9 protein-coding genes and 1 tRNA gene are annotated in these 13,084 nt (G+C 43.8%); 4 read left to right on the top strand and 6 right to left on the bottom strand.

From position 1 onward, the window contains the following. Positions 1 to 107 precede the first annotated feature (107 nt). Positions 108 to 2,117, top strand: coding sequence for a urocanate hydratase (locus Q0465_RS05005; RefSeq protein ID WP_298613661.1), 2,010 nt, complete (start codon positions 108 to 110; stop codon positions 2,115 to 2,117). 161 nt (positions 2,118 to 2,278) lie between these two features. Here the strand turns inward: Q0465_RS05005 and Q0465_RS05000 are convergent, their stop codons facing one another. The 6 genes from Q0465_RS05000 to Q0465_RS04975 form a co-directional block, all read right to left on the bottom strand. Then, entirely contained in the window at positions 2,279 to 2,806 is a 528-nt protein-coding gene (locus Q0465_RS05000) for a DUF4113 domain-containing protein (protein ID WP_298613978.1), read from the bottom strand. Positions 2,807 to 2,863: 57 nt separating this feature from the next. Then, entirely contained in the window at positions 2,864 to 3,049 is a 186-nt protein-coding gene (locus Q0465_RS04995) for a hypothetical protein (protein ID WP_298613659.1), read from the bottom strand. Between the two features lie 242 nt (positions 3,050 to 3,291). Beyond that, positions 3,292 to 3,362 (bottom strand) — tRNA-Gln (locus tag Q0465_RS04990). A gap of 90 nt (positions 3,363 to 3,452) precedes the next feature. Continuing rightward, positions 3,453 to 5,399, bottom strand: coding sequence for a SpoIIE family protein phosphatase (locus Q0465_RS04985; protein ID WP_298613657.1), 1,947 nt, complete (start codon positions 5,397 to 5,399; stop codon positions 3,453 to 3,455). 100 nt (positions 5,400 to 5,499) lie between these two features. After that, positions 5,500 to 6,288, bottom strand: a complete 789-nt coding sequence (locus Q0465_RS04980; RefSeq protein ID WP_298613655.1) for a creatininase family protein — start codon at positions 6,286 to 6,288, stop codon at positions 5,500 to 5,502. A gap of 311 nt (positions 6,289 to 6,599) precedes the next feature. After that, positions 6,600 to 8,360 (bottom strand): peptide MFS transporter, encoded by a 1,761-nt coding sequence (locus Q0465_RS04975; RefSeq protein WP_298613653.1) that lies wholly within the window; start codon positions 8,358 to 8,360, stop codon positions 6,600 to 6,602. 91 nt (positions 8,361 to 8,451) lie between these two features. Between Q0465_RS04975 and Q0465_RS04970 the strand changes: the two genes are divergently transcribed. From Q0465_RS04970 to Q0465_RS04960, 3 genes are all read left to right on the top strand, one after another. Beyond that, positions 8,452 to 9,960, top strand: a complete 1,509-nt coding sequence (locus tag Q0465_RS04970) for an NAD(P)H-hydrate dehydratase (protein ID WP_298613651.1) — start codon at positions 8,452 to 8,454, stop codon at positions 9,958 to 9,960. 91 nt (positions 9,961 to 10,051) lie between these two features. Next, positions 10,052 to 11,188, top strand: coding sequence for a DUF4831 family protein (locus Q0465_RS04965; protein WP_298613649.1), 1,137 nt, complete (start codon positions 10,052 to 10,054; stop codon positions 11,186 to 11,188). Between the two features lie 65 nt (positions 11,189 to 11,253). Beyond that, positions 11,254 to 13,032 (top strand): chloride channel protein, encoded by a 1,779-nt coding sequence (locus Q0465_RS04960; protein WP_298613648.1) that lies wholly within the window; start codon positions 11,254 to 11,256, stop codon positions 13,030 to 13,032. Positions 13,033 to 13,084: the final 52 nt, after the last annotated feature.

The raw sequence follows: 13,084 nt of genomic DNA, 5'->3' as shown, positions 1-13,084 counted from the left end.
ATATTTACACCTTCCCGAAGAGATTTTCCGGAAAATCGGTCGTTTCTTTTCCGGAATCGTTTGAAAATATTAAATTAGCACATTAAAAGAACTTAATGAATATTTATATGACTTTAGAAGAATTTCAGCAATCGATTCGGGAGGGGATCCCTACGGAATTACCAGCTCCCCGGCCTTACGATCCGGAAATCAACCATGCTCCTAAGCGGAAGGATATTTTGAAGCGGGAAGAAAAGCAATTGGCTGTCCGGAATGCTTTACGATATTTTGATCCCCGGCATCATGCCGTATTGGCTCCGGAATTTGCGGAAGAACTGGAAAAATACGGGCGTATTTATATGTACCGTTTCCGTCCGGCCTATGAGATGCATGCCCGTAATATAATGGATTATCCGCATAAGAGTTTACAGGCGGCAGCTATTATGGTAATGATTCAGAACAACCTGGATAAAGCAGTAGCCCAGCATCCTCACGAACTGATAACCTATGGTGGGAACGGAGCCGCATTCCAGAATTGGGCCCAGTACCGGCTGACGATGAAATATTTGTCGGAGATGACGGACGAACAGACTCTGGTTTTATATTCCGGTCATCCGATGGGATTGTTCCCTTCCCATAAGGAAGCTCCCCGGCTGGTGATTACCAATGGAATGGTCATTCCTAATTACTCCAGACCCGATGATTGGGAAAGATTTAATGCGCTGGGAGTTTCCCAGTACGGGCAGATGACAGCCGGATCTTTTATGTATATTGGTCCTCAGGGTATAGTACACGGGACCACCATTACTGTTTTAAATGCGGGACGCAAAATAGCCAAACACGGAGAAAGTCTGGCAGGTAAGCTGTTTGTCACCGCAGGACTGGGGGGAATGTCGGGAGCACAGCCCAAGGCAGGTAATATCGCCGGTTGTGTCAGTATCACGGCGGAAATCAATCCGAAAGCGACCCAGACCCGTTACAGGCAGAAATGGGTAGACGAGGTGATAGAGGATCTGGAGGTGCTGATGCAGAGGGTAAAGAAGGCTAAAGCGGAGAAAGAAATTGTTTCCATTGCCTATCAGGGGAATGTGGTCGATTTGTGGGAACGTTTGGCGGAGAGTGATATTACAGTTGAATTAGGGTCGGATCAGACTTCTTTGCATAATCCCTGGGCGGGCGGATACTATCCGGTAGGGCAGAGTTTTGAAGAGAGTAAACGTATGATGGCGGAAGAGCCTGAGTTATTTAAAGAAAAAGTACAGGCTTCCCTGAGGCGGCATGTAGCTGCCATCAATAAATGTGTGGACCGTTTCGGTACTTATTTCTTTGACTATGGGAATGCTTTCTTACTGGAGTCTTCGCGGGCAGGAGCAGCTATTTTAAAGCCCAATGGAGATTTTAAATATTCTTCTTATGTGCAGGATATTATGGGGCCGATGTGTTTTGATTATGGTTTCGGACCTTTCCGCTGGGTATGTACAAGCGGCAAACCGGAAGATCTGGCTAAAACAGATGCTTTGGCCGCTGAAGTTTTGGAGAAGCTGGCCCTGGAGGCTCCCCGGGAAATTCAACAGCAAATGCAGGATAATATCCGCTGGATAAAGGCAGCCGGGGAAAATCATCTGGTAGTCGGTTCGCAGGCTCGTATACTGTATGCGGATGCTGTAGGACGTATTCAGATTGCAGAAGCTTTTAACCGGGCGATTGCTGAAGGACAATTATCTGCTCCGGTAGTGCTGGGACGGGATCATCACGACGTATCGGGGACGGATTCTCCTTACCGGGAAACTTCTAATATATACGACGGTTCCAAATTTACTGCCGATATGGCTATCCAGAATGTTATAGGTGATTCTTTCCGTGGAGCGACTTGGGTGTCTATTCACAACGGAGGCGGAGTCGGTTGGGGAGAAGTCATTAACGGCGGTTTTGGAATGGTACTCGACGGTTCCCGGGAAGCAGAAAGGCGCTTGAAGAATATGTTGTTTTGGGATGTCAATAATGGTATTTCCCGGCGGAGCTGGGCTCGCAATGAAGGGGCTGTGTTTGCCATAAAACGAGCCATGCAGGAGAATCCTTCCCTTAAAGTGACATTACCTCATCCCGCTGACGATCGTCTGATCGAAAGCTTATTTTGACGGGTAAAAGATAAAATAAGCGGGGAGCGCTTGTTTTGAGCGTAAATGATACAGAGAACAGGAATAAATTAACGTTTCGCTGATTAATGAACTGACATTTCTGATTAAATTTCATTCGTCAGGAGTAAAAATTCATTAATCAACGGCTCATGGGAGCGGAATTATTTTATTTCTATTAATTCATCCCAACGGGTAGTGTAACGTTTGGATAAATATTGATTTTTTAATTTCCATTTTTCATCATTTCCCTGTATGCTAAGTTTTATGGTATCGGGACCTTCTTTCCGGTTTATGGTATCCATTTCATGGTCTAGTATACGATATCGCCGCCTGTTTTCCGCAGCGAAAAGATTTCCCTGGATTTCACACTGAGGTACAATATCTGTTACGATAACTCCTGCTTTTTTGTATTGATATCCAGGGATGTATACTTTTTTCAGGACACTTAAAGCTGCAGATATTATTTCTCCGGTGATATTTGTTTCGGTAGCTAACTTTATTTTCTCACTTTTATGATATTGTGCCAGATCGTCCCTGAAGGGATTGGTCAGGATAAAAACGATAAGGCTTCCGGCAGCCGTTCCTTCTTTGCGGAGTTTGAGAGCACATGCTGCTGCAAAATTGGCCACGGCTTCGCATAGGATCCCATAATTTCCGATCATACCTGAAAAACTTCGGGCAGTACAGATACTTTTTTTCTTCCTGTTTTCTTCTTTGGGAATACAGAGGATGCCTTGTAATTCTTTCTAGGTCCTGACGCCCGTGACTTTCAGGTTCCGGCTTACCCAGCTCTCCGGTTGTTGGATAAAGTCGAAAGCTGTTTTAATACCCTGATGACTCAGAAATTTTTCATATTGTTTTCCTATGCCCCAGATTTCTTCTGTCGGAAAAAGTTTTAAAGCCTTCTCTCTTTTTGCCTCCGTATCAATCATACAGACACTGTGGTAGCTAGGATTCCTTTTGGCGAATTTACTGGCTACTTTGGCTAGTGTCTTTGTAGCAGCAATCCCGAGACTGGTTGGAATTCCGGTGTTTTGTTTTAGGATTATTTACGTTAAAACCGGAACTGACGAGCGGTTTGCCCGGACGGTATGAAATTTTTGATAGAGAGGAAGAGAAAGTTCAAACGAAAAAACCACTGAAATTTCAGTGGTTTTTTGTTTCAGAAAGTGTGTTGTTCAACAAGGATTCGAACCTTGACTAACAGGACCAGAATCTGTTGTGCTGCCATTACACCATTGAACAATGGTTGTGCCTTATTTCAACGGCACAAAAGTAATCTTTTTTTTTATTCTGACAAAGAACGGAATTATTTTTTCGGAACAAAATTTAAAGTTAAGATTCTTTTTTCTCCGGCAGGTTCCATTCTTCTCCATATATAAGCGTAAAAAGGGTCAGGTCGTCACTTTGTTCGTAAGTTTGTACGTGTGATTGTATATCGGTTATAATCCTCTGAAGAAATTCACGGGGGTGTTGGGCCCGGTTTTGGTGGATAATCTGTAGCAGCCGTTCTTTTGTGTAAAAGGCTCCTTTTGCATTTTCAGCTTCTGTGACACCGTCTGTATACAAGAGTATGCCTGAACCGGAGGAAAAGGTATAGGTGTATTCCTGATAGGGATAATCTTTCAGTATTCCCAGGGGGAGTTCAGCATGTATGTCGAAGAAAGACGAAGTCCGGTCCGGGTAAGTGATGACAGGGGGCATATGTCCGGCATTACAATATTTGAGTTTCCCGGTTTTTAAATTGAGAATTCCTATAAAAAAAGTAACAAACATATCGGCTTCATTTCTTTCCGTAATTCGGTTATTCAGAAAACGGGCAATCTCGGAAGAAGAGGCCGGTTTGGAAGAGAAGGAACGCAGCAGGCTGATGGTATAAGACATGAGTAAAGAAGCCGGAATCCCTTTACCGGAGACATCTCCGATGGCAAAATAGAGATCGTCTCCCGATATAAAGAAGTCGTAAAAATCTCCGCCTACCTGTCGTGCCGGATGAATAATTGCATAAAAATCGATATTGGAATGTTCCGGAAAAGGGGGAAAATCTTTAGGTAGCATACTCATTTGGATGTCGTGGGCAATGCGGAGTTCACTTTCCATTTTTTCCTTTACGGCCGTTGTCTTTTCCAGGTTGTGCATATAATTGGCCAGCCTTTTTTGCATTTCACTAAAAGCGGAATGTAATTCCTGCATCTCGTCTTTCGATCGGATCGGGGGCAGGGGGGTATTGAAATTTCCCTCGGCAATGGAAGCTGTCGTCAGGGCAAAATTTTTTAATGGTTTGGTGATTCTCCGGACGGTAAGTGTACAGATCAGGCAAACTAAAATCAGAAAACATACGAAGAGCAAAGAGATAATCAGATTAAAACGGTTTAAGCCCTCATAAACATGTTTGTAAGGACATATAGTTGCCATACACCATTCTGTACCGATTACCGGAGAATAAAAAATATAGGATTTATCGTTATGATCAAAAAAAGTTGCTTTCCCTTTTTCGCCACTGGCGATCCGTTTGGATATACCGATAATAGAAGTATCCGGCATTTGATAAGCCTGATTAAAAATATTGTCTTCCAGACCGGTTTGCAGTGAATCCTGATGATGAAGAATAAAACGTCCTTCCCGGTTGATGATAATGATGTAACTGTCCGGATAGGGTTTAATGGAATCGATTAATTCCGTCAGCCAGTTCAGGGAGAGATCTACCGAAAAAATACCGATGATCTGATCTTTGGAATCCCGTAAGGGTACGGAGTATGTAGAGGTAATGATATTCGCTGAAGACAGTTCGTGGTAAGGGCGTGTCCATCGGGACTGGTTTCTTTCTTTGGAAAGTTTGTACCAGTTTTTCTGATAATAATCGTAATTATTCCCGATAAGGGTAGTCACTACACTGTCTCCTTTCATATAAGAGTAAGGAGCGAAGTGAGCCCCTTTGGAAGGGAAATAGTTCGGTTCAAAGGCTATTGCGCACCCGAATACCTCACTGTTATTTTTTACAACCTGACGGGTAATACTGAATATAGAATCCGGATGTGTTACATAGGTTGGAAGTAAACGGCCCAGATTTTCCGGGATCTTTTCAATTGTACGCATAAGGCGGGATACACGGAAATTGATTTCGTCTGCTTGCGTGGATATTTTCTGATAGGTTTGTTTTTCAATATATTGGGAGGCGACATGATAAAATGTACCAAATCCTGCTATAAATAATGCAATCAGAAAAGATAGAATATATAAATTTAGCTTTGCAGCAAAGGAATGTGCAATTTTTAAGAACATACTTCTCCTTTCGTTATTTTGCAAATATAGTAAACTGGGCAAATAATACAAATTTTCTCCCGGAGTTACGGCTGTATCTGCATCTGCTTTGCTTATTTCGTTAAAATGCAGAAGGAAAACCTCCTGAATAGATATCTTCCGCCTGTGCCAGTTCCGTAAAAAGCTGTCTCAGCTTTCCGGTGACAGCTTGGGCATAACGTTTCCCTTTTGCTGCGGTAGCTTTCCCCGGATTCCCGATACCTGTATCTGTGGTTACCCTCTGCCAGTTGCGGGGAACCCAGGCTATTTTTTCATTGAGGGAGGGCAGGGAAAAAGGATAACTTTCCCCTGTACCGGCTAATTCCATATTTACCCATTCTGGATGATAATGCAGCATAACAGAAGTTTCCAGTTCACCCGCATGATCGTCTTTTTCTTCAAAGAAGGAATCCGGTGGCACAATAGTAAACCACTCGGTGGTGGCAATGAGGAAATCCGGATAGTCTACTGCCAGATCCCGGATCATGTTTTTAAAGTTGTTGCCTCCGTGTCCGTTGAGGATAAGCATTTTGCGTAATCCCTGCTGACGAAGGGAGGCTACGATATCGGTTAAAATAGCCTTTTGTGTTTCATAACGGGAGTGGATACAAAACAATAAGTCCCGTTGACCCGGATTTTGTGAACCCATCCATACGGGAGGCAGGACCATACAGCTGATTTGCCGGGCCTCCCATACTTGCTGTGCCGTATCTACGGCTAGCGCATGAGACAGAATACAATCTGTCAGATACGGAAGATGTTGGTTGTGAGGTTCTGTCGCTCCCCAGGGCAAAATGACCAGGGGATAGACATTCTTCTTCACTTCCCCATAACAAGATCTACTGAGATCGATATTTCCTTTCTTTTCCATAACAGAATCCATTAAATTTTTCCTCCTCCCGTTGTGGGTATCCTTTTTACCTTAAGCCCCCTCTTCCTTCCTGTATTTCAACTCATAAAAGAGATGACGGAAATCCTGAATCCGTCCGGGAATTAGCTCAGGGTATAAAACAGAAGGAGTATATACGTCTGCTTCTCCGGTTCGTTGGTTTATTATTGCAAGTATTGCCGGAAAATTTAATTTCCCGGCAAAGAAATATTTATTGTTCCGCTTTTAGCTCCTGACAGAACAATCTGCTAAAGCTGAAAAAAGCGGCCTGAAGACCGCTTTTTTACCGTTTTTTATTTTTTATTTTTATTTCTCTGTGCTTCTTCTGCAGCTTTTAATTGCTCTTCCGATTCCCGGGTTACTTTTTCCAGTCGTTTCATGATAGAGAAAATGAACAGGGCTGAAACAGCACAACAGGCAATCAGGATACCCCACAAGGTCACCAGACTTACTTTTTCCCAGAGGTAACCGATAAGGCTGACGAGATAGTTCCCTACGGCAGTAGCTGCAAACCAGAAACCTTGCATTAAACCTTTGTATTTGGGAGGTGCAACTTTAGAAACAAAAGAGATCCCCATCGGGCTCAGGAATAATTCAGCACACGTCAGTACGAGGTAAGTATTGATTAGCCAGTAAGGGGATACCCGGGTGGCATCTGTCATGGGATCGGCAGCAAGACCGGAAGGAGCTGTAAGCCCTATGGAGCCGACTAACATAACAACGAATCCGATGGCTGCAATAATCATACCGTAACCAATCTTCCGGGGTGCGGACGGTTCTTTTTTCCTGCTGTTGAGCCAACTGAAAAGACCGACAAATACAGGTGTCAGAATGATGATAAACATCGGGTTAAACTGCTGGAAGATTTGAGGTGTGATGGGGGTAGCCACCAGAGCGCCCGTTGAAGTAACAAACATATTGTGGTATACAAAATAGAGGATGATGCCGAAGGCAGCAATCATGGCAATACCAATCGGCTTCAGTGTTTTCTTTCCCGTAATTAATGCATACAGGCCGTAGAATATCAGAATAATGGGCAGAGAGCCGTATAAGGTAAACAGAAGGTTGGTCGGACCGGTTACACTGGATACCGTATAGTCGCGGGCAAAGAATGTCAGGGTTAATCCGTTCTGATGGAATGACATCCAGAAGAAAATCACGGCTGCAAAAACAAGCCCGAGGGCCGTAAGGCGTTCTTTGGTCTGTTTAGGAGTCAATTCGATAATAACAGAATCCTTATCGCCTTTACCGGCGGCTTTTTGCTTTTCAGTAGCATCTGCCGATTTATATAATTTTTTGAAACCCAAGAAGATGGCCAGTGAAGCGATCAGACTGAAACAGGCAACGGCAAAACCGTAATTGTAGGACTGGCAAAGTACATCAATATAATGATGGGCAAATTCAGTCAGACTATTTACGTCTGTAATCTGAGCTCCCTGCGAAAGGGCAAATTCAGTTAAATCTTTGTATCCGGTAGAATCTATCGGAAGTTTGCCGTCAAAAAGTTGATGGGCAAGAGCCGGAATGGTACCGTTGTATACCAGGTTTTCTTTCCCCATAACCCAGTTGGTGATGGCGTCGGCCATACTGGGAGCAAAGAAGGCACCGATATTGATACACATATAGAAAATACTGAAAGCTAAATCCCGGTTTTTGCTGTATTTGGGATTGTCGTAGAGATTTCCGACTAATGCCTGCAGGTTCCCTTTGAAAAAACCGGTACCGATAGCGATCAGTGCCAGGGCACCAAACATAGCCATTTCCTGTTTGCCGAACATGGCCAGCAAAAGATAACCGACAAACATGATGACCGTTCCGATGGTAATGGTTTTTCCGTATCCCCAAAACTTGTCGGCGATAATACCGCCTAATACCGGTAAAAAATAAACTGCGGCAAGAAAAATTCCGAATACTTGCGAGGTCGCTGCCGAAGTCCAGCCGAAGCGAGCTTGCATGTATAAGGCGAAAATGGCAAGCATCGTATAATATCCGAAACGTTCTCCGGTATTAGCAGCTGCCAGCACAAATAACCCTTTAGGATGTCCATTTAACATAGTAGCGTGTATTTAAATTAATATTATTTTTCAGCGGGAGCAAATATAAGAAATTTTCTTTATTTTTAATGTTTAAAACGTTTGAGTAACTATGAGGAAGATGTTAAATCCGATATTTAAAACAGCGCAGGTTGGGGCAATGGATCGATATACAATTGAACATGAGCCGATAAAGCCGATCGATCTGATGGAAAGGGCTGCCCGGAACTGCGTGGGAAGAATGTTAGAAAAATATCCGTTTGCCCGGAAATTCTGTATTGTGGCGGGGAGCGGCAACAATGGGGGAGATGGGTTTGCCATAGCCCGCCTGCTACAGGAAAAAGGAAAAGAGGTGAGGGTGTATCAGCCGGCTCATTCCGGGATGAGTCCGGATTGTGCAGAAAACCGGAATCGCTGGAAGGGGGCTTACCTGGAAATAAAAAGTCCGGAGGAAATGGAATTTAAAGAAGGGGAAATGATCATTGACGCTATTTTCGGTTCCGGACTGAACCGGAAGGTGGAAGGATTGGCGGCCGGGGTAATCAGGAAAATCAATAAAAGTCCGAATCCAGTGATTGCAGTGGATATCCCTTCCGGACTGCTGGGAGAGGATAATTCCCGGAACGATAGGGAGACGATTGTCCGGGCGGATTATACATTTACATTTCAGTTTCCGAAACTGGCTTTTATGCTTCCGGAAAATTATCCTTTTGTGGGAGAATGGGAAGTCGTCGATATCGGTTTGTGCCCGGAAATTATCCGCTCTGTTCCGACAGATTATTTTTATTTATCGGAAGATTTGATTTCAGGAATACTCCCCCGTCCCGGAAAATTTGACCACAAAGGGACGAACGGGCACGGGCTTTTGATTGCTGGAAAAGCTGGAATGATGGGGGCATCTGTGCTGGCTTCTAAGGCTGCAATACGTTCCGGCATCGGATTGTTGAGTTGCCATGTTCCGTTCCGGGAAAGGGAAATCTTACAGATAGCAGTACCGGAAGCTTTGCTGGAGACCGATCGTTCAGACAAGTGTTTTTCCGGAGTGGATAATTTGGATAAATATACGGCTATAGCCATAGGACCCGGGATAGGAAAAGAACCGGAAACTGTAAATGGAATAAAGGAATTGCTTACTCGTTGGAGAGGAAAGACAATATGGGATGCAGATGCTTTAAATATTTTGGCGGAAAACAGTTATTTACTGGATTTGCTTCCCGAGAATAGTTTGCTTACCCCTCATCCGAAAGAATTTGAGAGATTAGTGGGAAAAAGTGAAAATGATTTTGAGAGATTAAATAAATTGAGCATTTTTGCAGACCGTTACCGGGTATATATCGTGTTGAAAGGAGCTCATACCGTGGTGGTGGCACCGGGCGGGAAATATTGGTTCAATACTTCCGGAAATCCGGGTATGGCAAAAGGGGGAATGGGAGATGTTCTGACGGGAGTGTTATTAGGCTTGGTATCCGGCGGTATCCCTCCTTTAGAATCGGCCCTGATCGGAGTGTATGCTCACGGGATGGCAGCGGATATACTGGCTTCGGAAAAAGGAAAGAGGGGAGTGTGTGCAGGGGAAGTGACAGAAGGGATGGGAAAAGCCTGGCGTATCCTGGAAAAATGAGCGTTTCGGAGTAAGATTTGCAGGCCGGGGAGCCGGTTTTTAATTATAAAACCAAGCTATACATAGAACGGGAATTCAAAATGATAAGAGTATGAAAAGGTTTATTTTAATTTTTATAGCGGTGATGGGGATTTATGTTTCCCTTTTTGCCCAGAAAAGAAAAGAAATTAGTACACCGGTTACTGTAGACTATTGTTTACCCAAAGTAAGTTATCTGTTAAAGGTAAAAATGGAATATACCAAGTTTATTCCGGGACCGTTTCAGCAGTATGCTGAAAAAGAACTGGGCGTAAAGCCGGAAATAACGACACCCCGCGAACAATGGGATATTATCAGTATAAACATTGAACCCCGTTATGTGGCGGATGAGAGTGCTTCTTATTCCCTGTCGGCGAGCGGGGATTATAATCCGGTACTGTTGAGTTTGAGTCCGGAAGGTTTTCTGGCCGGAGTGGGGGCGGGACCTTTAGCGATGAAGGTTGCAGACCCGGAGGTCACTTATAAGGCTTTTAAACGGGATGTGCAGGACGAGGTGGACATCACGGCTTTGAATACCTATAATCCGTTAAAAGAGGTGCTGGATACCAATTATACCTACCAGGAAATTGACGGGGTCATGAAGAAAATTTGGGATCCGATCATTCGTTATACTTCCAAAACAGAATCGGATGTCATGAATGAAGCGGTGAAGGAGATCTTCCGGATCCGTTCCGAACGGGTCCGGCTGATCGCTGCGGAGAATGAGGTAGCGGACGGAAAGTCGTTGGAGGTTATTCTGAAAGAGTTCGACCGTATGGAAAAAGATTATCTCAGTCTGTTTATGGGAAAGAGTGTGCATCAGTTGGTGGAACGTAGTTTTCTCGTATCCCCGGAAAAGGAAAATACGCCTGTTTTGGCTTTTCGTTTCAGTGAAACGGAAGGGATAGCTGCGAAGAAAAATGTTTCTGCTACCGCGTACAGTCTGGTCGTAGAAAATCTCTTTATCCCTTATAAGAAAGCTGAAGAGACGGCGACGGCGGTTTCTCCGGTTGTGGGAATACAATATCGGATACCGGCTGTGGGGGATGTGAAATTAATACGGGCGAATGAAGAATTACAGCGTTTCAGGGCTGTCATTCCCCAATTGGGCGTCATAAAAACTTTTCCGGTTGACGTCATCGGAAACGAAGGATTAATACTGGAATTTTATCCGGAATACGGTTCTTTAAAAAGTGTGAGTAGAAAATAAAGGACGGATTGCCGGTTGGACAGCGGCAAAAGGGGTCCTGTAACCTATGAAAGTATATTGGTGTTATGGCATGGTGGAGTAACTGGTTCGGTCGTTTTTTAATCTGGCGGATACGCTACGTTAAGGAAAGGAATTTTATTCTTTTTCTCAGCTTGCTTGTCGGTATTGTATCCGGTTTGGCTGCCGTGCTTTTGAAAAACATGGTCCATTATACCCATCTTTTCTTTACGGAACGTTTGCAGGTCGACAGTGGCAGTTTATTGTTTTTTATTTATCCTTTTATCGGGATATGGCTGACTTCCCTTTTCGTCAAATATTTTGTGCACGAAGACATCAGTCATGGAGTTACAAAAGTTTTATATGCTATTTCCAGGCGTAATAGTATGATTAAGCCGCATAATAATTATTCCTCCATGATTGCCAGTACGATCACCATTGGATTTGGTGGTTCTGTGGGAACAGAAGCGACGATTGTATTGACGGGAGCCTCTATCGGCTCGAACCTGGCTCGTTTTTTCCGGATGAACTACAAGGTGATGACTTTGATGATCGGTTGCGGCGCGGCAGGAGCCATTGCCGGTATTTTTAAAGCTCCGATTGCCGGCATTGTCTTTACCTTGGAAGTTTTGATGCTGGACCTGACCATGGCCTCTTTGATTCCTTTGATGATCTCGGCCATATCGTCCTACGTATTGGTTTATTTTTTAATGGGAGATGGGATTGTACTCGATTTTGCCGTACACGAACATTTTGCATTGTCGAATGTGCCCTATTATATTATTTTAGGAGTATTCTGCGGATTTTTGTCTGTCTATTTTATTCGGATGAATATCCGGATCGAGCATTTCGTAACGAAAATAAAGAATCCTTTCCGCAGAGTATTGGTGGGAGGTGCTTTATTGGGATTATTGATTTATATTTTCCCGCCTTTATACGGGGAAGGATATACTTCGCTTCAGGATTTGCTGACAGATAATGCGGACAATATTTTGAATAACACTTACTTCTTTAGTTTGAAGGACAGTGCTTTTATGGTCTTTTTATATATTGTCGGACTGGTTTTTATAAAAGTGATTGCGACGGCTTTGACGAACGGTAGCGGAGGAGTAGGCGGAGTTTTTGCCCCTTGTCTGTTTACAGGAGGAGTAGGCGGATTTTTGATTGCCAATCTGATTAATTTGTCCGGAATCGTGACTGTACCGGTGAGTTATTTTGTATTGGCGGGTATGGCCGGTGTTATGTCAGGAGTCATGAATTCCCCTTTGACTGCTATGTTTTTGATTGCGGAGATTACAGGGGGCTATTCTTTGCTGGTCCCTCTGATGCTGACTTCCGTGGTTGCCCATCTTACGGGGGGAGGAATGGAACCTCATTCCATTTATGCCAGGCGGTTGGCAATGAAAGGGGATTTAATCACTCACAATAAGGATAAAGCTGTTTTGACCCTGATGAAACTCGATAAGGTTATCGAAACCGATCTGAAGACGATACCTGTGGATGCAACTTTAGGGGATTTGGTGAAGGTCGTGTCCCGTTCTTCACGGAATATATTTCCTGTGATCGATTCCAAAGGGGAATTGCTGGGTATTGTGCTTCTGGACGATATTCGTAAGATTATGTTTAATCAGGATTTGTACGAGGTCACCTATGTGAGGGATTATATGACGACTCCTCCGACTGTCGTGGATGTGACAGATCCTATGGATGCGGTTATGAAAAAATTTGAAGAGACAGGTGCGTGGAATCTTCCTGTCATTCAGGATGAAAAATATATCGGCTTTGTTTCTAAGGCTAAGATTTTTAATACATACCGAAGGGTGTTGCAACACTTCTCAGACGAATAAGCGGTTCCGGAAAACTGTCCGGATCCGGCTTTGGAGATTAGAATATCTAAAG

The organism is uncultured Odoribacter sp. (assembly GCF_937966165.1).
Lineage (GTDB): Bacteria > Bacteroidota > Bacteroidia > Bacteroidales > Marinifilaceae > Culturomica.
Note: the sequence above shows the minus strand (reverse complement) of the source record. Positions and strands in the feature narration are given on the sequence as shown.